At 68.1% G+C, this 19544-nt stretch carries 18 protein-coding genes; 8 read left to right on the forward strand and 10 right to left on the reverse strand.

What is annotated here, in order from left to right:
- Positions 1-18 precede the first annotated feature (18 nt).
- The 6 genes from EJ913_RS20060 to EJ913_RS20085 form a co-directional block, all read right to left on the reverse strand.
- A complete protein-coding gene (locus tag EJ913_RS20060) occupies positions 19-1215 on the reverse strand; it encodes a GNAT family N-acetyltransferase (protein WP_127001167.1) in 1197 nt (398 codons plus the stop codon).
- Between the two features lie 71 nt (positions 1216-1286).
- Entirely contained in the window at positions 1287-2357 is a 1071-nt protein-coding gene (gene queG / locus EJ913_RS20065; RefSeq protein WP_127001169.1) for a tRNA epoxyqueuosine(34) reductase QueG, read from the reverse strand.
- Positions 2344-2808 carry a preQ(1) synthase gene (gene queF, locus EJ913_RS20070; RefSeq protein WP_127001171.1) on the reverse strand — a complete coding sequence of 155 codons (465 nt, stop codon included), beginning with the start codon at positions 2806-2808 and terminating at the stop codon, positions 2344-2346. Before queF ends, queG begins: the two co-directional genes overlap by 14 nt.
- The gene (gene tgt, locus EJ913_RS20075; RefSeq protein WP_127001173.1) at positions 2798-4033 is read right to left on the reverse strand and encodes a tRNA guanosine(34) transglycosylase Tgt; all 1236 of its coding nucleotides are present in this window, start codon (positions 4031-4033) and stop codon (positions 2798-2800) included. Before tgt ends, queF begins: the two co-directional genes overlap by 11 nt.
- Positions 4030-5058 carry a tRNA preQ1(34) S-adenosylmethionine ribosyltransferase-isomerase QueA gene (gene queA / locus EJ913_RS20080; RefSeq protein ID WP_127001175.1) on the reverse strand — a complete coding sequence of 343 codons (1029 nt, stop codon included), beginning with the start codon at positions 5056-5058 and terminating at the stop codon, positions 4030-4032. Before queA ends, tgt begins: the two co-directional genes overlap by 4 nt.
- Before the next feature lie 75 nt (positions 5059-5133).
- Positions 5134-6822 carry a methyl-accepting chemotaxis protein gene (locus tag EJ913_RS20085; protein ID WP_127001177.1) on the reverse strand — a complete coding sequence of 563 codons (1689 nt, stop codon included), beginning with the start codon at positions 6820-6822 and terminating at the stop codon, positions 5134-5136.
- 261 nt (positions 6823-7083) lie between these two features.
- On the opposite strand from EJ913_RS20085, the gene EJ913_RS20090 reads away from it, so the two are divergent.
- Positions 7084-7815, forward strand: a complete 732-nt coding sequence (locus tag EJ913_RS20090; RefSeq protein WP_127001179.1) for a DUF6065 family protein — start codon at positions 7084-7086, stop codon at positions 7813-7815.
- A gap of 181 nt (positions 7816-7996) precedes the next feature.
- Here the strand turns inward: EJ913_RS20090 and gmk are convergent, their stop codons facing one another.
- Together gmk and EJ913_RS20100 are read right to left on the reverse strand one after the other, a co-directional pair.
- On the reverse strand, positions 7997-8650 hold the full coding sequence (gene gmk, locus EJ913_RS20095) for a guanylate kinase (RefSeq protein WP_127001181.1): 654 nt from the start codon (positions 8648-8650) through the stop codon (positions 7997-7999).
- Positions 8651-8655: 5 nt separating this feature from the next.
- Entirely contained in the window at positions 8656-9522 is an 867-nt protein-coding gene (locus EJ913_RS20100; RefSeq protein WP_127001183.1) for a YicC/YloC family endoribonuclease, read from the reverse strand.
- Positions 9523-9649: 127 nt separating this feature from the next.
- Here EJ913_RS20100 and EJ913_RS20105 point away from each other — a divergent pair, with 127 nt between their 5' ends.
- Positions 9650-10423: an SDR family NAD(P)-dependent oxidoreductase gene (locus tag EJ913_RS20105; protein ID WP_127001185.1), complete on the forward strand. Its 774-nt coding sequence runs from the start codon at positions 9650-9652 to the stop codon at positions 10421-10423.
- 3 nt (positions 10424-10426) lie between these two features.
- On the opposite strand, the gene EJ913_RS20110 is transcribed toward EJ913_RS20105, so the two are convergent.
- Entirely contained in the window at positions 10427-11716 is a 1290-nt protein-coding gene (locus tag EJ913_RS20110; RefSeq protein ID WP_127001187.1) for a hypothetical protein, read from the reverse strand.
- Positions 11717-11977: 261 nt separating this feature from the next.
- Positions 11978-13168, reverse strand: a complete 1191-nt coding sequence (rnd, locus tag EJ913_RS20115) for a ribonuclease D (protein ID WP_127001189.1) — start codon at positions 13166-13168, stop codon at positions 11978-11980.
- 184 nt (positions 13169-13352) lie between these two features.
- On the opposite strand from rnd, the gene aspS reads away from it, so the two are divergent.
- The 6 genes from aspS (at position 13353) to EJ913_RS20145 (ending at position 19536) form a co-directional block, all read left to right on the forward strand.
- Positions 13353-15170, forward strand: a complete 1818-nt coding sequence (gene aspS / locus EJ913_RS20120) for an aspartate--tRNA ligase (protein ID WP_127001191.1) — start codon at positions 13353-13355, stop codon at positions 15168-15170.
- Positions 15171-15552: 382 nt separating this feature from the next.
- Positions 15553-16338 (forward strand): 30S ribosomal protein S2, encoded by a 786-nt coding sequence (gene rpsB / locus EJ913_RS20125; RefSeq protein WP_127001193.1) that lies wholly within the window; start codon positions 15553-15555, stop codon positions 16336-16338.
- Positions 16339-16472: 134 nt separating this feature from the next.
- Positions 16473-17405: a translation elongation factor Ts gene (gene tsf / locus EJ913_RS20130; RefSeq protein ID WP_127001195.1), complete on the forward strand. Its 933-nt coding sequence runs from the start codon at positions 16473-16475 to the stop codon at positions 17403-17405.
- A 54-nt stretch (positions 17406-17459) separates the two neighbouring features.
- Complete coding sequence (gene pyrH / locus EJ913_RS20135; protein WP_127001197.1) at positions 17460-18227, forward strand: UMP kinase; 768 nt, start codon at positions 17460-17462, stop codon at positions 18225-18227.
- A 4-nt stretch (positions 18228-18231) separates the two neighbouring features.
- Positions 18232-18789, forward strand: coding sequence for a ribosome recycling factor (gene frr / locus EJ913_RS20140; protein ID WP_127001199.1), 558 nt, complete (start codon positions 18232-18234; stop codon positions 18787-18789).
- A 6-nt stretch (positions 18790-18795) separates the two neighbouring features.
- Positions 18796-19536, forward strand: coding sequence for an isoprenyl transferase (locus tag EJ913_RS20145; RefSeq protein ID WP_127001201.1), 741 nt, complete (start codon positions 18796-18798; stop codon positions 19534-19536).
- Positions 19537-19544 lie beyond the last annotated feature (8 nt).

Raw genomic sequence — 19544 nt, forward strand, 5'->3', positions numbered from 1 at the left:
TCAGGAATAACTTTCGTTTCAGAAGCGATCGGGCATCCAGGGACGCGCGCCGCCAAACAAGCGGTCGAGTCGTTTGGCTGCGGCGTCTTCACCGTGCAGCATCCCGGTCTGCCGAAGCGCGCGCGCGCTGGCATGGCCGCTGAACAGGCTGGAGAAAGCGGCGATGCCGAGCGTCGCGACCGGCGTCTCGTCTCGCGTGGGAGAGGCGATTACACCGAAGCCGTCTTCAACCTGAAGGTGGAAGCATCGACAATTCTCTGAAAAGAGAGAATCATTGATCTCGAAAGCGATAGAATCTTTTGCGTCGGTGGGGTAGCCACGGGTTGCAAGGGCGCGCTCGACGTCCAGGACGCGGACCAGCCACTCCTCCCGCCCGTCCATCCGGACCCCGACGTCCTCGGCCAGTAGGGCAAGCGGATCGTCCGGGCCGCCGCGCCACGCGATGCGATCCACCTGGGCGCGGTAGCCGGCGAGAACGCGCAGCGCCAGACGCGTCGACCGCGCCGTCGGCGTGCAGAGATCCGCCACGATCAGCCGCTGGTCCTTGGGCGGCGCGACGGCGACGTAGCCCTCCGGGGATCCGTCCGGCCCGCCGAGCAGGAAGAGGTCGGACGGCTCGCCGTCGGGGCAGAGCGCCAGCGTCCACAGCGCCTCGTTGCGTTCCGGGAGCCCGTTGCCGGTGGCGAGCAAAGCTTGGCGCAGCCGGGCGAGCGGGGCCGCGTCGAGCGGGTCGGCCGGAACGACGGTGCCCTCGAGGCCGGCGTCGCGCCGGGCGCCGGCCAGGGCCGCGGGGGCGGCGCTCCAGTCGCAGGACACGCCGCCGCGCCCGAAGCCGAGCCGGCGGTAGAAGGGCAGGGTGGACGGGTGCAGGACCGACACGGCGGCGCCGGCGGCGCGCCCCTCGGCCAGAAGGGACCGCATCAGCGACGATCCGGCGCCCGTACCGCGCGCGGCCGGATCGACGGCGACCATGGCGACCCCTTGCGATGGAACCGGGCGCCCGCCGAACCACTGGTCCATGCGCCACCACGCCGCGCAGGCCGACAGCGGCGCGGCGCCGTCGCGGCGCAGGCAGCGGATGGTGTCGGTGCCGAACAGGGCGGCGTAGCGGTCGAAGATCTCGCGGGGCAGGCCGAACCCTTGCCGCGCCAGACGCGCGACGGCGCCGATGTCGTTGGCGGTGGCCGGGCCGTAGAGAGAATCGGGGATGATCATGGGTCTCGCGTTCCGAGAGGGTTTGACCCCACCCTAACCCTCCCGTGCGGGGCCGGGGAGGGGATGGATGCTTAAACCGCCGCTCCGCCCAACCGCTCCACCGCCCAGCGGGCGGAGTCGCGGACCACGTCGCTGGGGTCGTCGAGAAGCCCTTCGGCCACGAACCGCAGGCGGGGATCGCCGCTGTTGCCCAGCGCCACCAGCACGTTGCGCACGAAGCGGTCGCGGCCGATGCGCTTGACCGGCGAGCCGCTGAACACTTGCCGGAAGCCGGCGTCGTCCAACTGCGCCAGATCGGCCAGCCGGGGCGCGGTCAGCTCGGCGCGCGGCAGGAAGGCCGGTTCTCGTGTGGTCCTGGCGAACTTGTTCCAGGGGCAGGCGGACAGGCAGTCGTCGCAGCCGTAGATGCGGTTCCCCATCAGCGGTTTGAGCGCGTCGGGGATCGGTCCCTTGTTCTCGATGGTCAGGTAGGAGACGCAGCGCCGCGCGTCGAGCTGGTAGGGCGCCGGGAAGGCGTCGGTCGGGCAAGCGGTCTGGCAGGCGGTGCAGGAGCCGCAACGGTCGCGGCCGGTCGCGTCCGCCGGAAGCTCCAGCGTCGTGTAGACCTCGCCCAGGAACAGCCAGGAGCCGTGGTCGCGCGACACGAGGTTGGTGTGCTTGCCCTGCCAGCCCAGCCCGGCGCGCTCGGCGAGCGGCTTCTCCATCACCGGGGCGGTGTCGACGAAGACCTTCACCCCCGCCTTGGTCTGGGAGTGCAGCCATTGCGCCAGCGTCTTCAGCCGGCCCTTGATCAGGTCGTGGTAATCCCGGTTGCGGGCGTAGACCGAGACGATCCCCCGCTCCGGGTGACCCAGCATCCGGCGCGGGTCCTCGTGCGGGGCGTAGCTGGTGCCGAGCGCGATGACGGTCCGCGCCTCGGCCCACAGCGTTTGCGGATGGGCGCGCTGGTCGGCCCGCTCGGCCATCCAGCCCATGTCGCCGTGCCGCCCCTCGGCCAGAAAGGCAGCGAGCTTCTCCCGCGCGTCCCCGCCCAGCGCGGCCGGCGCGAACCCCACCGCGTCGAAGCCCAGCGACAGCGCGCGGTCGCGGATGCGCTCGCGCAGACGGGTCGGATCGGCCGGGGCCGGTTCAGCCCCGGCCACGGTAGGTCTGGACGTCCTGCGACGGGATCCACACGCCCTTGGGCGGCTCGCCGGTCTGGTAGAGGACGTCGATCGGGATGCCGCCGCGCGGGTACCAGTAGCCGCCGATGCGCAGCCAGCCCGGCGACAGCTCCGCCACCAGCCGCTTGCCGATGCCGACCGTGCAGGCCTCGTGGAAGGCGCCGTGGTTGCGGAAGCTGGTCAGGTAGAGCTTCAGCGACTTGCTCTCCACCAGCCAGTCGCCGGGGACGTAGTCGATGACCAGATGCGCGAAGTCGGGCTGGCCGGTGATCGGGCACAGCGAGGTGAACTCCGGAGCCGTGAAGCGCACGACGTAGCCGTCGCCGGGGTTGGGGTTCGGCACCCGCTCCAGCACCGCCTCTTCCGGGGTCTTGGGTTGGACGGTGGCGCCGCCGAGCTGGGTCAGGCCGGCGTAGATGTCACTGCTCATCGGTCGTGTCCTTCGTCTCCGCCGCCGCTTCGGTCTTCGCCTCGGGCTTTGGCGGGCGGTTCTGCTTGGGCGGCTTGGGCGGCTTGGCGATCGGGTCGGTGGTGGCCTCGACGTCGCCCTCGGTCAGGCGGGCTTCCAGGGCGCTGGCGACCTGTTCGAAGCGGCCCTCGGCGATGGCGCCCCGCATCTCGCGCATCAGGTCCTGGTAGTAGTGCAGGTTGTGCCACGTCAGCAGCATCGGCCCCAGCATCTCGTTCGCCTTGAACAGATGATGCAGATAGCCCCGGCCGTAGCTTCGGCAAGCCGGGCACCCGCACTCGGCGTCGAGCGGGCGGTCGTCGTGGGCGTGGCGGGCGTTGCGGATGTTGATGGTGCCGCGCCGGACGAAGGCCTGCCCCGTGCGGCCCGAGCGGGTCGGCATGACGCAGTCGAACATGTCCACGCCGCGCCGCACCGCGCCGATCAGGTCGCTGGGGCGCCCCACCCCCATCAAATAGCGCGGGCGCTGCTTGAGCATCGCCGGCTCGGTGAAGTCGAGCACGGTGAACATCGTTTCCTGCCCCTCGCCGACCGCCAACCCGCCGATGGCGTAGCCGTCGAAGCCGATGTCGGACAGGGCGGCGACGCTTTCGGCCCGCAGTTCGGGATAGACGCTGCCCTGGACGATGCCGAACAGGCCGTAGCCGGGACGCTCGACGAAGGCGTCCTTGCTGCGCCTGGCCCAGCGCATCGACAGACGCATGGAGGATTCCGCCTGCGCTTCCGTCGCCGGGAAGGGGGTGCATTCGTCCAGGCACATGGTGATGTTGCTGTCCAGCAGGTGCTGGATCTGGATCGAGCGTTCGGGCGTCAGATGATGGCGGCTGCCGTCGAGATGCGATTTGAAGGTGACGCCCTCCTCCGACATGGTGCGCAGGTCGGACAGGCTCATCACCTGGAAGCCGCCGCTGTCGGTCAGGATCGGCTTGTCCCAGTTCATGAAGCGGTGCAGGCCGCCGAGCTGGGCCACCCGCTCCGCCGTGGGGCGCAGCATCAGGTGGTAGGTGTTGCCGAGCAGGATCTCGGCGCCGGTCGAGGCCACCGCGTCGGTGGTCATCGCCTTCACCGTGGCGGCGGTGCCGACCGGCATGAAGGCCGGCGTCTCGATGGAGCCGTGGGCGGTGGTCACCCGTCCGCGCCGCGCCCGCCCGTCGGTCGCCAGAAGCTCGAAGCCGATACCGGTCATGTGGGATCCGTCCTGTGCAGCAGCGAGGCGTCGCCGTAGCTGAAGAAGCGATAGTTCCGATCGATGGCGTGGGCGTAGGCCGCGCGCATGCGCTCCATCCCGGCGAAGGCGCTGACCAGCATGAACAGGGTCGATTTCGGCAGGTGGAAGTTGGTCCACAGCAGATCGACGATGTGGAAGCGGTAGCCGGGGGTGATGAAGATGCTGGTGTCGCCGCTGAACGGCGCCAGCGTGCCGTCCGCGCGCCCCGCCGTCTCCAGGATGCGCAGCGCGGTGGTGCCGACCGAGACGATCCGCCCGCCCGCCGCCCGCGCGGCGTTCACCGCCTCGGCGGTCTCGGCGGAGATCTCGCCCCATTCGCTGTGCATCTTGTGGTCGGCGATGTCGTCCACCTTGACCGGCAGGAAGGTGCCGGCCCCGACGTGCAGCGTCACCGGAACCCGCCGCACGCCGCGCGAGTCCAGCGCCGCCAGCAGGTCCGGCGTGAAGTGCAGCCCGGCGGTCGGCGCGGCGACGGCGCCCTCGCGCGCGGCGAAGACGGTCTGGTAATCGGCGTCGTCGCTCTCGTCCGATTGGCGGCGGATGTAGGGGGGCAGGGGCATGCGGCCGTGCCGGTGCAGCGCCTCCATGAGATCCGGGCCGGAAACGGAGAAGCGCAGCCGCACCTCCATGCCGTCCTTGGCGACGACCTCGGCGGCGAAGTCCCCGGCGATGACGATGGTGTCGCCGGGCTTCAGCCGCTTGCCGGGGCGGGCGAAGCTGGCCCATTCCCGTTCGCCCAGGCGCTTGTGCAGGGTGATCTCCACCGCGACCTCGCCGCGCCGGCCGTCGAGCCGGGCCGGGATGACGCGGGTGTCGTTGACGACCATCAGGTCGCCCGGCTGCAACAGGGTGGGCAGGTCGCGCACGACGCGGTCGTGCAGGCGGTCGCCCACCTCCAGCAGGCGGGCGGCGTCGCGCGGCCGGACGGGATGCTCGGCGATCCGGTCGGGCGGCAGGTCGAAATCAAAATCGGCGGTCTTCATGGAGGCCGCAGCTATAGACCGAACCGCCCGCCTTTGGGAAGGCGGACGGTGCGGATGGCGGTCATGACGGCGTGCTTATCCCTGCCTGATCTTGGCAAGGAAGCCCGAGACCTCGCTGCGCATGCGCTCGGTCTGGGTGCCGACGTCGCGGGCGGCGGCGGCGACCTCGGTCGAGGCGCGGCCGGTCGCCGTGGCGTGGTCGCACACCATGGTCAGGCTGTTCGACACCGAGCCGACGCCGTGCGCCGCCTCGTTGACGTTGGTGCTGATGGCGCGGGTCGCCGAGCCCTGCTCCTCGATGGCGGCGGAGATGCTGGAGGCGACGCTGTTGACCGTCTCGATCACCCCGCCGACTCCGCGCATCGCCTCCACCACCGAGGCGGTGGCGGACGTCATCGCCCCGATCTGGGCCTGCACGTCGTCGGTGGCCTTCGCCGTCTGGTTGGCGAGGTTCTTCACCTCGCTGGCGACGACCGCGAAGCCTTTTCCGGCCTCGCCGGCGCGGGCGGCCTCGATGGTCGCGTTCAGCGCCAGCAGGTTGGTCTGCTCGGCGATGGAGCGGATCAGGTCCACCACCTCGACCGTGCGCTTGGCGACGGTGTCGAGCTGCTCGATCAGCTGGTAGGTGCGCCGCACGTCCTCCACCGCGCGGGTCGAGCCGGCGGTCGATTCCGCCACCTGCTGGGCGATCTCGCGGATCGAGGCCGCAAGCTGCTCGGTCGCCCCCGCCACCGCGTTGACGTTGCCCGAGGTGTGGTTGGCGGCCTGCGCGGCGGTGTCCACCAGCTGCGTGGTCTCGCCGGCCCCCCGGCTCATCGCGCTGGAGGTGTCACTCAGCTTGGCGGCCGCGTCGGCGACCGAGCGGACCAGACCGCCGACGTTGCGCTCGAACTCGTCGGCGAAGCGGTTCATGGCCGCGCGGCGCTCGTCGGCGGCCTGGGCCTCCAGCGAGGCTTGGCGGGAGCGCAGTTGGGCCGCCTCGATGGCGGTCAGGCGCAGGGCGTCGACCGAGCGGGCCAGCGCGCCGACCTCGTCCCGGCGCTCGGCCCCCTCGACCATGGTGGCGAGGTCGCCGCGCGCGATGGCGCCGGTCGCGCTGGCGATGCGGTCCAGCCCGTTGGCGACGTGGGCGATCAGCCGGTAGCCGAACAGCCCGACCAGCAGCGCCGCGACCAGCGTGCCCGCGAGCGTTTCCAGCAGGGCCGAGCGGAAGGCGGCGTCCACGTCGTCGATGTAGACGCCGGTGCCGATCATCCAGCCCCACGGTTCGTAGTTGGCCGCGTAGGACAGCTTGGGGAAGGGTTCGGTTCCGCCGGCCTTGGGGAAGTTGTAGATCACGAAGCCGCCGCCGGCCCGCGCGCGGTTCAGCAGTTCGCGGATGGGGAGGATGCCGTTGCTGTCGCGGAAATCGGCCAGCTTCTTGGTGTTCTCGACGTCGCGCTTGGCGCCGTGGAACACGCTGTTTCCGTCATACTCGAAACCGAAGACGTATTCCTGGCCGAGGAACCGCAAGGCGCGCAGCGTGTCCTTGGCGCGGGTTTGCGCCTCTTCCTTGGTGAACTCGCCCTTCGCGGCGCGCTCGTCGTAGGATTTCAGGACGGAGATCGAGGACTCCACCATCGACTTGATGGTGGTCTCGTAGCCTTCGATCATCGTCGCCCGCTTGCCGTAGGCCGACAACAGGCCCGCCGCGAGGATCGCCGCGATAAAAAATCCCTGAAGGATCAGGAGCTTGGCCCTGATGCTGTGAAAGGAGATCCGCATGTCGGCACCGTCCGCTTTCCATCGGTTCGTCCACAACGGGCCGGTTCCGTCCGAACGGGAATCGGAGCGGCCCGCTGGGCTTGATCACTGGGTTTCGCCGGATTGATACAGCATGCCTGTCATATTAACGTGGGTCTAAAGGCGTATGAGGCTGATTGCCGCAGAGTCAAATTTGTGACGGCGCAGGAGGCGGCGGGGTGCGACGTCCTATCCGTCTCGGACGGCTTACCACCCGGCCCGTCCTCTGGCAGAGTGAACCCCATGACGTTGATCGCTTATCCGCTGTCGGGCGCGCTTCCCGACATCCGCCCGGCCCGCGCGACGCGGGACTGGATCGACGCGCTGCCGGAACAATACGGCTACCGCTGTCTGCCCCTGAACATCGCCAGCATGCACGGGTGGGAGGTCTGCAGCCCCTGCCGGGCCACGGCGGTGTGGAACGGCGGCACCGGGATCGACGCGATCACGGTGACGTCGGAGGAGAAGCACCCTCTGCTGCCCGCCAGCCATTTCGGCAGCGGCGTCCTGACCTTCCACGTCGCCGTGCTGTTCCGCACGCCGCCGGGGGTCAACCTGATGGTCACCGGGCCGATCAACCACCCCAAGCACGGCATCATGGGCCTGTCGGGGATCATCGAGACCGACTGGTCGCCCTATCCCTTCACCATGAACTGGAAATTCACCGCCCCCAACGTGCCGGTGACCTGGGAAAAGGGGGAGCCCTACGCCCATCTGATGCCGATCCAGCGCGGTCTGGTGGAGAGCCTGGAGCCGGAAATCCGCGAACTGGACAGCGATCCGGAGACCGCCGCGCAGTACCGCGCTTGGGCGACCTCGCGCAGCCAGTTCAACACCGACCTCAAGACGCCGGGAAGCAACGCCGCGCAGGAGCGCTGGCAGAAGGGCTATTACCGGGGCAAGCAGCCCGACGGCACCGACGGCCCGCCGGAGCACGAGATCAAGCTGCGACCCAAGCCGTTCCCAGGACGCTGACGGGTAAAGCCCTTCTCCCCTTGTGGGAGAAGGGTTGGGATGAGGGGGATTCGCCGAAGGCGAAGAGGAGGTTTGCGCCCCCTCACCCCAACCCCTCTCCCACGAGGGGAGAGGGGCTTGTTTCAGCATCCATGCGCTCTCGGGGAGACAATGAAGCGCTCTGAATTGAAGGCCGTCGACCCTACAGCGTCGCCTGGATGCTCTGCACGAATTGCGGCAGCCCGGCTTGACGGCGGCGGCGCAGGCGTTCGGCGCGCAGGATCGACTCCACCGCCGTGACGCTCTCCTCCACGTCCTGGTTCACGACGACGTAGTCGTACTCCGCCCAGTGGCTGATCTCGTTCGACGCTTTCGCCATGCGGTTGGCGATGACCTCGGCCGAGTCCTGCCCACGATCCCGCAGGCGGCGCTCCAGTTCCGAGGCCGATGGCGGCAGGACGAAGACGCTCACCAGATCGTCGCGCGCGTTCTGCGCCAACTGCTGGGCGCCCTGCCAGTCGATGGCGAACAGCACGTCGCGGCCGGCGGCCAGCGCGTTCTCCACCGCCCCGCGCGGCGTGCCGTAGCAGTTGCCGAAGACGCGGGCGTGTTCCAGCAGGTCGCCGGTCTCGGCCATGCGGTCGAACCGCTCCTGGTCGATGAAGAAATAGTCGATGCCGTCCGTCTCGCCGGGGCGCGCCGGACGGGTGGTCACCGAGATGGAGTTGGTGATGACGGAATCGCGGGCGAGCAGGCCATGCGCGATGGTCGTCTTGCCGGCGCCCGACGGCGACGACAGCACCAGCATCAGGCCGCGCCGGGAGATGTGGGGGGAATTGTACTCGGTCGGGGCCATGGTGGTCACTCGATGTTTTGAACCTGTTCGCGAAGCTGCTCGATGGACGCCTTCAGCGACAGGCCGATGCGGGTCAGCTCCACGTCGGCGGACTTGGAGCACAGCGTGTTGGCTTCGCGGTTGAACTCCTGGCACAGGAAGTCGAAGCGGCGGCCGATGGCCCCGCCCTCCGCCATCATCTCGCGCGCGGCCTGGATGTGGGCGCGCAGGCGGTCCAGCTCCTCCCGCACGTCGGCCTTGCCGATCAGGATGGCGGCCTCCTGGGCCAGCCGGTCCTCCGACAAGGCGGGGAAGGAGCCGAGTATGGTGGCGACCTGGGTGCGCAGCTTCTCGCGCAGCGCCTCGGGCTGGGTCGAGGCGCAGGCCCCGGCGGCGTCCACCAGCCGGGCGATCTCGTCGAGATGGCCGTTCAGCACCGTCGCAAGGCGGGCGCCCTCGGCCAGCCGGTTGACCACCAACTGGTCGATCAGCTTAGCGAGGTCGCCCTTGATCGCCGACTCGACGCGGGTGCGGGCCTCGGTCTCGTCCTCTTCCACCGGCTCGATGATGCCGCGCACCGCCAGCAGCGAATCGAGGCGCGGCGCGGCGGCGCCGGCGCCTTCGATCTCGCGCGCCAGTTCCAGCACCTGGGCCAGCAGGTCGCGGTTGATCCGCAGCTGCGAGACCGCCTGGGTGCGGTTGACGGTCAGCGTCAGGTTGACGTTGCCGCGCCCCAGGCGCTTGGGCACGTCGGCGCGGGCGGCGGCCTCGATGCCGTCGAAGCCCGACGGCAGACGGCAGCGCAGGTCCAGGCTGCGCCCGTTGACGCTCTTGGCCTCGAAGGTCCAGGAAAAGCCGTCCCCGTGGCCGTCGACGCGTGCGAAACCGGTCATGCTGGCGACGACAGGGCGATGAGCGGGCACGGGGAACCTCGGGCTGCACGGTGTGGAAGGATGAAGGATGCGCAGCCGGTTATACCGGCGGTACGATCCGGCAACAAGCGCGCAAGGGGGAGTTTTCATGCGGCATCCACGGTCCATTCCCCGTTCCATCGTCATAACCGGCGCGTCGAGCGGCATCGGCGAGGCTCTGGCCATGTCCTACGCCGCGCCCGGCGTGACGCTGGCGCTGACCGGCCGCGACGCCGCCCGGCTGGAGGCGGTGGCCGGACGCTGCCGGGCGGCGGGCGCCACGGTGACGACGGGGCTGCTCGACGCGGCGGACCGGACGGCGATGGCGGCGTGGCTGGCGGCGGCCGAGTCCGCCGCGCCGGTCGATCTGGTCGTCGCCAACGCCGGAATGTCCGCCGGCACCGGCGGCGGGGTGGAGAGCGAGGAGCAGGCCCGGCGCATCCTGTCGGTCAACCTCGACGGCGTGCTGAACACCATCCACCCGCTGCTGCCGGCGATGCGGGCGCGGGGCCGGGGGCAGATCGCGCTGATGGCCTCGCAGGCCAGTTTCCGCGGCCTGCCCGGCGCCCCGGCCTATTGCGCCAGCAAGGCGGCGGTCCGCGTCTACGGCGAGGCGCTGCGCGGCGATCTGGCAGGGGAGGGGATCGGCGTCTCGGTGATCTGCCCCGGATTCGTGAAGAGCCGGATGACGGCGGTCAACCGCTTCCCCATGCCCTTCCTGATGGAGACGGAGGCGGCGGCCTGGGCGATCAAGCGGGGTTTGGCGCGCAACGCGGCGCGAATCGGCTTCCCCTGGCCGATGGTGGCGGCGGTGTGGCTGCTGGCCCTGCTGCCGCCGGGCTGGACCGACGCCGCGTTGATCAAGGCGCCGAAGAAGGGCTGAGGCTCAGTCCGACTTGGCGTGGGCGATGGCCTCGCGGACGCTGACGCCCTTGCGCAGGATGTTGTCCACCGCGCGGCCCTGGACCAGATTGATGCCCATCTTGTGCGCGTAGACCAGACTCGACACGCTGTCGCAGCGCGCCAGGATGAACTTGCAGCGGTCCTGCTCGGCGATGCGGTCGCGGAAATAGGTCTCGAACTGCGGCTCCATCTCCAGCATGTCGTTCGACCAGAAGATCTTCGCATAGTCTGCGTTCAGGTATTCCAGGTCGAAATTCGTCACCCAGAACGGGTTCAGCCCGTCCACCGCGATCTGGTAGCGGCGGTCCCGCGCGAACTCGACGACCTCGTTGAACAGCGACAGGTTCTCGATCAGGTCACCCTTGGAGACCTCCAGCACCACCTGTCCCCGGAAATCCATCGGCAACCGTTCGTCGAACTTTACGAATCCGGTCGAGATCACCGTGGAGAGGTTGATGTTGATGCCGATCCGCCGTCCGCGCATGAAGCTGAGCCCGTGGTTCAGCGCCCGCAGCACCGACTGGTCGAGGTTGGCCGTGAAGTAGTTGAACAGCCACTTGTTGGCCGTGATGTCGTAATCCGGGCAGAGCCGTTCCTGCAGAAGCTTGATCGAGATGTAGAGCTCGAAATACTCCATGTCCTCGGAGGAGCTCTTGCCGATGTTGGCGATTGCCTGGTTGAACAGGAAGGGCGACAGGTCGAACATCTGCATCGAGCGTTCGAGCTTGCCCAACTCCTCCAGCGTGATCGGCGGCTTGGTCTCCACGACGCCGCCACCGGTCTCGCTGACCTGCAACTCTTCGATGAAGCGGATGACGTTGATGAAGTTCAACGCCAGTTCCATGATCGAATAGAGCGAGTATTCCTTGTAGGGGTTCGGCCCGGTCAGCGTGGTCTTGGACAGGAAGACCTGCTCGACCGTCTGGCAGACGTCGGTGACGCCGGTCAGCTTCAGCCCCTTGTAGAGGATGATGACGTCGCCGTTGGAAATGTTGAAGGATTGCAGGTAGGACGCCTTGCTGCCCAGCTCCTGGATGATGGTGCGGACCATCATCTGGCTCGACGGATCCCGGTCCTTCAGCAAGGACAGATGCATGTGGATCAGGCGGGTGCCCTGCAACTCGCTCTTGGCGGACCGCAGCAGGTTCAGGAGCTTGTCGTTGTCGAAGTCGGGGCGCTGGTCCTTGGCGGCGGCGAAGGCGGCCTGCTTTTCCGTGGTGGAAAGCCGCACCCGGTCTCGACCCATCGGTGGTTTGCCGCCGAACCTGCTCATCACGTGCCTTCCCTGGAACGACCCTTTATTTTTCGCCCACGCGCCGCCGCCGTCATGGCGCGCGTTCGCCCGGTCATGACACGCCGCGAGGGTGGGACCGGGCGGCAACGACACCCTCTGGCCAAGAAGACGCACGCCACCCTGTTTCGATGATAGTTGCGGTTTTCTTTAAGAAGCCCTTAAGGCGTCGCCAATAAAAAAAATGCGCTCGACATTCTTGTTAAAACGTCGAGCGCATCCAAGCCATGCCATCCAGAAACGTCAAGTCTCCGTTTCGGTCGAAACCGGCGTAGAGACCGGTTCCCCAGCGGGGACGATGCGCACCCGACGGTCTATGACCGCCAACGCGATCTTTCCATGCTTCAACGCCAGCGCGTCGTCTCCGAACAGTTCGCGGCGCCAGCCGTGCATCGCCGGGATGTCGGCGGAATCGTCGGCCGCCAACGCTTCGAGATCGGCCGAAGCCGACACGAGCTTTGCCGCGACGTTGTTCTCGTCGCATTTCATCTTCAAGAGAACGCGCAGCAACTCTACGATGGGTTGCAGGCCGGGCGGGGTTTCCTCGCGCGGTTCGATCTTGGGCAGGTCGCGGTCGGGGATGTCGAGACCGGCCTGGACGGCGGCCAGCACGTCGGCGCCCTGCCGTCCCTCGGCGAATCCGCGCCCCATGCCGCGTGTGCGGGCGAGGTCGTCCACGTTGGTCGGCGCGTGGGCGGCGATCTCCAGCAGCGCCTCGTCGCGCAGCACGCGGGAGCGCGGCATGTCGCGGCGCTGGGCCTCGCGCTCGCGCCACGCCGCCAACTCCTTCAGCACGGCCATGAAGCGCGGCTTGTTGGTGCGGACCTTCAGCCGCGCCCAGGAGGTGTCGGGATCGACCTGGTAGGTGCGCGGGTCGGTGAGGATCGCCATCTCCTCCTCCAGCCAGTGCGAGCGGCCGGTGCGGGCGAGGCGGCGCTTCAGCTTCTCGTAGGCCGGGCGCAGGTGGATGACGTCGGACAGCGCGTAGGTCAGCTGCCGCTCGGTCAGCGGGCGGTGCGACCAGTCGGTGAAGCGGCTGGACTTGTCGATGCGCGCGCCGGCCAGCTTGGTGACCAGCGTCTCGTAGCCGACGCTCTCGCCGAACCCGCAGACCATCGCGGCGACCTGGGTGTCGAACAGCGGGGTGGGGATGCTGCCGGACAGGTGCCAGAAGATCTCCACGTCCTGGCGCGCCGCGTGGAACACCTTGAGGATCGACGGGTCGCCCATCACCGCGTAGAGCGGCGCCAGATCGATTCCCTCGGCCAGCGGGTCGATGGCGACCGCGCCGTCGGGTCCGCCGATCTGCACGAGGCAGAGCTGCGGCCAATAGGTCTTTTCCCGCAGGAACTCGGTGTCGACCGTGATGTATTCGGTCCCGGCCAGCGAGTGGCAGAAGGCCGCGAGGGCGTCGGTTGTCGTGATGAGCGTCATGGTTGCTTCATACACGAGGCGGCGGGCGGGTTAAAGTGCGGTGAAAGATCGTTGCGCTTTCGGCCGGTGGCGAAGGGCCGCGTGCGCTTCCGGCGCACACGGCTTGACATTTCGGCGCGTCCGGTGTGGTGTGTCAGACCCCATTTCCGTGCCGGAATCCGCTCTTTTCAAGGTGTTTCGACCCATGCACCCCTACCGCACGCACACCTGCGGCCAGCTTCGTGAAGAAAACGCCGGGGAGACCGTCCGCCTGTCGGGCTGGATCAACCGGAAGCGCGACCATGGACAGCTGCTGTTCATCGACCTGCGCGACCATTACGGCCTGACGCAGTGCGTGGTCGATACCTCCAACCCGGCCTTCGAGGTCGCCAACCGGCTGAAGCTGGAATCGGTGATCACGGTGACCGGCAAGGTGGTCAAGCGCACGGCCGAGACCACCAACGACAAGCTGCCGACCGGCCGCATCGAGATGCAGATCGCCGAGCTGACGATCCAGGGCGAGGCCGAGCAGATCCCCCTCCAGGTGAACCAGGAGGCCGACACCGGCGAGGACATGCGCCTGCGCTACCGCTTCCTCGACCTGCGGCGCGAGCGCATCCACGAGAACATCCTGCTGCGCTCGCGCGTCATCGCTTCGGCCCGCCGCCGGATGATCGACCAGGGCTTCACCGAGTTCCAGACGCCGATCCTGACGGCCTCCTCGCCCGAGGGCGCCCGCGACTATCTGGTGCCGAGCCGCAACCACCCCGGCAAGTTCTACGCGCTGCCGCAGGCGCCGCAGCAGTTCAAGCAGCTGCTGATGGTCGCCGGCTTCGACCGCTACTTCCAGATCGCGCCCTGCTTCCGCGACGAGGACGCGCGCGCCGACCGCAGCCCGGGCGAGTTCTACCAGCTCGACTTCGAGATGTCCTTCGTCACCCAGGAGGACGTCTTCGCCGCCGTCGAGCCGGTGCTGCACGGGCTGTTCGACGAGTTCGGCGGCTTCCGCCGCGAGACCAAGCCGGTCATCGACCAGGCGCCGTTCCGCCGCATCAGCTTTGCCGAGTCGATGCTGAAATACGGCAACGACAAGCCCGACCTGCGCAACCCGCTGGTCATCACCGACGTGACCGAGATCTTCAAGCGCGAGGACGTGGAGTTCCGCGCCTTCAAGCAGACCGTGGACAAGGGCGGCGTCGTCCGCGCCATCCGCGCCCCGAAGGTCTCGGACCGCCCGCGCAGCTTCTTCGACAAGCTGAACGACTGGGCGCGCGGCCTGGGCGCCCCCGGCCTCGGCTACATCGTGATGGAGGCCGCCGGCGGCAAGGGTCCGATCGCCAAGTTCGTGCCGGAAGCGGCGCAGGCCGCCCTGCGCGAGCTGGTCGGGCTTGAGGACGGCGACGCGGTCTTCTTCGTCTGCGACCAGCCCGGCCCGGCGGCCAAGCTGGCCGGCTTCGCCCGCACCCGCATCGGCGAGGAGCTGGACCTCATCGAGAAGAACGCCTTCCGCTTCTGCTGGATCGTCGACTTCCCGATGTACGAGCTGGACGAGGAGACCAACAAGGTCATCTTCAGCCACAACCCCTTCTCGATGCCGCAGGGCGGCCTGAAGGCGTTGCAGGAGAAGAACCCGCTGGAGATCAACGCCTACCAGTACGACATCGTCTGCAACGGCGTCGAGCTGTCGTCGGGCGCCATCCGGAACCATCTGCCGGAGGTGATGTACAAGGCCTTCGACATCGCCGGCTACCCGCCGGAGGAACTGGAGGCCCGATTCGGCGGCATGCTGAGCGCGTTCAAGCTGGGCGCCCCGCCGCACGGCGGCTCGGCTCCGGGCATCGACCGCATCGTCATGCTGCTGGCCGACGAGCCGAACATCCGCGAGGTCATCGCCTTCCCGCTGAACCAGCGGGCCGAGGATCTGCTGATGCAGGCCCCGGCGCAGGTCGATCAGGCCCGCCTGAAGGAACTGCACCTCAAGCTCGACCTGCCCAAGCCGAAGGTCGCCGCACCGCAGGCGTGAGGGCAGGGGATCGGTTCAAGGAAGGGCCGCGCCGGAGTCGATCCGGCGCGGCCTTTTTCTTTTGGAAAGTTATTGATGCGGAGAGTTCTTGCCCCCTCCCTAACCCTCCCCCGCTGGCGCGGGGGAGGGAGCTGAGGTCGATCTGGCGGGCGTCCCCTCTCCCGCGAAGCGGGGGAGGGCTAGGGAGGGGGCGGCGCGCGCAAAACCACCAGATTTCCCCGCCATCGCTGTTGCCAAACCCCCTTCATCGGGCTATGTAAGCGCCGTCGTCAAAACCTCACGCGGGCTGGCGGACCCTCGGCTTTACCCCGATGGCCCGATCCGGTGTCCACACCTGTGGACAGGCGCCCGCGGCGGATCAACCGGAAAAAGGGATTTTTCCATGGCTATGCCAACCTTCACCATGCGCCAGCTGCTCGAGGCCGGTGTCCACTTCGGTCACCACACCCGTCGCTGGAACCCGAAGATGAACCAGTACATCTTCGGTGTGCGCAACGGCGTGCACATCATCGATCTGGAACAGACCGTCCCGATGCTGCACCGCGCCCTCCAGGCCGTGCGCGACGTCGTCGCCGGCGGTGGCCGCGTCCTGTTCGTCGGCACCAAGCGCCAGGCCCAGGAGCGCATCGCCGAGGCCGCCTCCAAGTGCGGCCAGTACTACGTCAACCACCGCTGGCTCGGCGGCATGCTGACCAACTGGAAGACCATCTCGCTGTCGATCAAGCGTCTGCGCGAGATGGAAGAGCGTCTGGGCGGCGACACCTCGGGCCTGACCAAGCGCGAAGTGCTGGAGCTGACGCGCGAGCGCGACAAGCTCGAGCGCGCGCTCGGCGGCATCAAGGAGATGGGCGGCCTGCCGGACGTCATCTTCATCATCGACACCAACAAGGAGTCGATCGCGGTCAAGGAAGCCAACAAGCTCGGCATCCCGGTCATCGCGGTCCTCGACAGCAACTCCGATCCGGACGGCGTGGCCTTCCCGATCCCTGGCAACGACGACGCGCTGCGCGCCATCGACACCTACTGCGACCTCGTGGTGGGTTCGGTCCTCGACGGCCTCCAGGCCGAGATGAGCGCCGCCGGCATTGACGTGGGTGCCCGTGAGGACGCCCCGGCCGAGCAGCTGCCCGAGGAAGAGGCCACGGCCGAAGCCCCCGCCCAGGCCTGAGCCTGACGGACGAAAGGGGCAGCCGGGCCTTATGACCTATGGCCCGGCTGCCTTTTTTATGGGTTGCCACCGGAATTGACTTTGTGACTCAATCCGATCCGCTGCGGATCGCTTGTTAAGGAAGAGGGCGCAACATGGCCGAGATCACCGCCTCGCTCGTCAAGGAACTGCGCGAGAAGACCGGCGCGGGCATGATGGACTGCAAGAAGGCTCTGAACGAGACCCAGGGCGACCTTGAGGGCGCCGTCGACTGGCTCCGCAAGAAGGGCCTCGCCGCCGCCGCCAAGAAGTCGGGCCGCATCGCCGCCGAGGGCCTGGTCGCCGTCGCCACCGCCGGCACCAAGGGCGCCGTCGTCGAGGTGAACGCCGAGACCGACTTCGTCGCCCGCAACGACAAGTTCCAGGGCTTCGCCGCCAAGTGCGCCGAGATCGCGCTCGCCACCGGCGGCGACGTGGAGGCTCTCAAGGCCGCCGCCTATCCGGGCTCGTCGCACACCGCCCAGGACGAGCTGACCACGCTGATCGCCACCGTCGGCGAGAACATGAACCTGCGCCGCGCGACCACCCTGTCGGTCAATTCGGGCGCGGTCGTCAGCTACGTCCACTCGGCCATCGCGCCGGGCCTGGGCAAGATCGGCGTGCTGGTCGCGCTCGAGTCGACCGGCGACGCCGCCAAGCTGGCCGATCTGGGCAAGCAGATCGCCATGCACATCGCCGCCGCCCGTCCGGAGGCGCTCGACATCGCCGACGTCGACAGCTCGTCGCTGGAGCGTGAGCGCAACGTGCTGGCCGAGCAGGCCCGCGCCTCGGGCAAGCCGGAGAACATCATCGAGAAGATGCTCGAAGGCCGCATCCGCAAGTACTACGAGGAAGTCTGCCTGCTGGAGCAGGTCTACGTCATCGACGGCGAGACCAAGGTCCGCAAGGTGGTCGAGAACGCCGCCAAGGCCATCGGCGCTCCGGTCGCCCTGACCGCCTTCGCGCGCTTCGCCCTGGGCGAAGGCATCGAGAAGGCCCAGAGCGACTTCGCCGCCGAGGTGGCCGCCACCGCCGCCGGCCAGGCCTAAGTCTACGTCCTTACCGTCACGCCGTATCCGAAACAGCAAGGGAGCGTTTCCCCCATGCCCGAGACCACTGGGGCCGAGACCACCGGAACCGCCGCGCCGGAAGGCACCCGCTACAAGCGGGTGCTGTTGAAGGTGTCCGGCGAGGCGCTGATGGGTCAACGCGACTACGGCCTCGATCCCGACATGGTCAACCGCATCGCCAACGAGGTGAAGGCGGTGATCGCGTTGGGTGTCCAGGTCTGTCTGGTCATCGGCGGGGGAAACATCTTCCGGGGTGTGAAGGGTGCGGCGGGCGGCATGGAACGCGCCTCGGCCGACTACATCGGGATGCTCGCCACCGTGATGAACGCGCTCTCGATGCAGAGCGCGTTGGAGCGGATGGGCGTGGTGACCCGCGTGCAGTCGGCCATTCCCATGTCGTCGGTCTGCGAGCCGTACATCCGGCGCCGCGCGATCCGTCACATGGAAAAGGGCCGGGTGGTGATCTTCGCCGCCGGCACCGGCAACCCCTTCTTCACGACCGACACCGCCGCGGCGCTGCGCGCCTCGGAAATGGGCTGCGACGGTCTGCTGAAGGGAACGCAGGTGGATGGCGTCTACACCGCCGATCCCAAGAAGGATCCGAACGCCACGCATTACGAGCGCCTGAGCTACATGGACGTCCTGACCAAGGACCTCCAGGTGATGGACGCCTCGGCGATTGCGTTGGCGCGCGAAAATCACATTCCCATCCTGGTGCTCTCGATCCACACGCCCGGCTCCTTCGCCGAAGTGATGCAGGGCCGTGGCAAGCACACCCTCATAACGGAAGAAAGAGAGTAGGCCCGTGGCTGCGCCCGACGTATCGGATCTCAAGCGCCGCATGGAAGGCGCGATCGAATCGTTTCGCAAGGACCTCACCGGTCTCCGTACGGGCCGTGCCTCGTCCAGCCTGCTGGAGCCGGTCTCGGTCGAGGCCTACGGCAACCGTGTGCACCTGAAGGAGGTCGCGACTGTCTCGGTTCCCGAGCCGCGCCTGATCACGGTGCAGGTCTGGGACCGCAGCATGGCCAAGGCGGTCGAGAAGGCCATCCGCGATTCCGGCCTGGGGCTGAACCCGCAGGCGGAAGGGCAGGTCATCCGCGTGCCGCTTCCCGACCTGACGCAGGAGCGCCGGACCGAGCTGACCAAGGTCGCTCACAAGTATGCCGAGCAGACCCGCATCGCCATCCGCAACATCCGCCGCGACGGCATGGACGCGCTCAAGAAGGCCGAGAAGGCCAGCGAGATCACCCAGGACGAGCACAAGACCCAGTCCGAGAAGGTGCAGACGTTGACCGACCAGCACATCAAGCTGGTGGACGACACGCTAGCGCAAAAAGAAAAGGACATCATGCAGGTCTGACCCGGAATGCGCGACGCGGACGACAACCAGTCCATCAAGGCTCCCGAGCATGTCGCCATCATCATGGACGGCAACGGGCGCTGGGCGAAGGCGCGCGGCTTGCCGCGCACCGCCGGTCACAAGAAGGGCGTGGACGCCGTCCGCCGCACCGTGGAAGCGGCGCGCGAACTGGGCATCGGCACCCTGACCATCTTCAGCTTCTCCTCCGAGAACTGGCGCCGGCCGGAGGAGGAGGTGACGGACCTCATGGGTCTGCTGCGCTTCTACCTGCGCAGCGAGGTCGCCGAGTTGCACAAGGGTGGGGTCCGGCTGCGGGTGATCGGCGAGCGGGCGCGTCTGTCCGAGGACATCAACCGGCTGATCGACAACGCCGAGGCGCTGACCCGCAACAACGTCACGATGACACTGGTTGTGGCGCTGAGCTACGGCTCCCGCCAGGAGATCGTGCTGGCGGCCCGTCGATTGGCCGAGGATGTCGCCGCCGGCCGGCTGAGCGCCGGGGCCATCGACGAGACCGCGCTGACCGCCCGGCTGTTCACCGCCGACATTCCCGATCCCGACCTGATCATCCGCACCAGCGGCGAGAAGCGGATCAGCAATTTCCTGCTGTGGCAGGCGGCCTACGCCGAGCTGGTCTTCGTGGACACGCTCTGGCCCGATTTCACAAAGCGCGATCTGGAGGCGGCGATTGACGAGTTCCACCGACGGGAACGCCGCTTCGGCGCCACCACAGCCGGATCCCGCTAAGGTCCCCA

The organism is Azospirillum doebereinerae, from assembly GCF_003989665.1.
Lineage (GTDB): Bacteria > Pseudomonadota > Alphaproteobacteria > Azospirillales > Azospirillaceae > Azospirillum > Azospirillum doebereinerae.

What these genes read in the sequence shown, in the direction of transcription:
- EJ913_RS20100 (WP_127001183.1), bottom strand. Translation starts at nt 9,522, where the DNA reads ATGACCGGTTTCGCACGCGTCGACGGCCACGGGGACGGCTTTTCCTGG.
- EJ913_RS20060 (WP_127001167.1), bottom strand. Translation starts at nt 1,215, where the DNA reads ATGATCATCCCCGATTCTCTCTACGGCCCGGCCACCGCCAACGACATC.
- gmk (WP_127001181.1), bottom strand. Translation starts at nt 8,650, where the DNA reads ATGGCCCCGACCGAGTACAATTCCCCCCACATCTCCCGGCGCGGCCTG.
- EJ913_RS20090 (WP_127001179.1), top strand. Translation starts at nt 7,084, where the DNA reads ATGACGTTGATCGCTTATCCGCTGTCGGGCGCGCTTCCCGACATCCGC.
- queA (WP_127001175.1), bottom strand. Translation starts at nt 5,058, where the DNA reads ATGAAGACCGCCGATTTTGATTTCGACCTGCCGCCCGACCGGATCGCC.
- queF (WP_127001171.1), bottom strand. Translation starts at nt 2,808, where the DNA reads ATGAGCAGTGACATCTACGCCGGCCTGACCCAGCTCGGCGGCGCCACC.
- tgt (WP_127001173.1), bottom strand. Translation starts at nt 4,033, where the DNA reads ATGACCGGTATCGGCTTCGAGCTTCTGGCGACCGACGGGCGGGCGCGG.
- rnd (WP_127001189.1), bottom strand. Translation starts at nt 13,168, where the DNA reads ATGACGCTCATCACGACAACCGACGCCCTCGCGGCCTTCTGCCACTCG.
- EJ913_RS20110 (WP_127001187.1), bottom strand. Translation starts at nt 11,716, where the DNA reads ATGAGCAGGTTCGGCGGCAAACCACCGATGGGTCGAGACCGGGTGCGG.
- EJ913_RS20085 (WP_127001177.1), bottom strand. Translation starts at nt 6,822, where the DNA reads ATGCGGATCTCCTTTCACAGCATCAGGGCCAAGCTCCTGATCCTTCAG.
- EJ913_RS20145 (WP_127001201.1), top strand. Translation starts at nt 18,796, where the DNA reads ATGCGCGACGCGGACGACAACCAGTCCATCAAGGCTCCCGAGCATGTC.
- rpsB (WP_127001193.1), top strand. Translation starts at nt 15,553, where the DNA reads ATGGCTATGCCAACCTTCACCATGCGCCAGCTGCTCGAGGCCGGTGTC.
- aspS (WP_127001191.1), top strand. Translation starts at nt 13,353, where the DNA reads ATGCACCCCTACCGCACGCACACCTGCGGCCAGCTTCGTGAAGAAAAC.
- pyrH (WP_127001197.1), top strand. Translation starts at nt 17,460, where the DNA reads ATGCCCGAGACCACTGGGGCCGAGACCACCGGAACCGCCGCGCCGGAA.
- tsf (WP_127001195.1), top strand. Translation starts at nt 16,473, where the DNA reads ATGGCCGAGATCACCGCCTCGCTCGTCAAGGAACTGCGCGAGAAGACC.
- EJ913_RS20105 (WP_127001185.1), top strand. Translation starts at nt 9,650, where the DNA reads ATGCGGCATCCACGGTCCATTCCCCGTTCCATCGTCATAACCGGCGCG.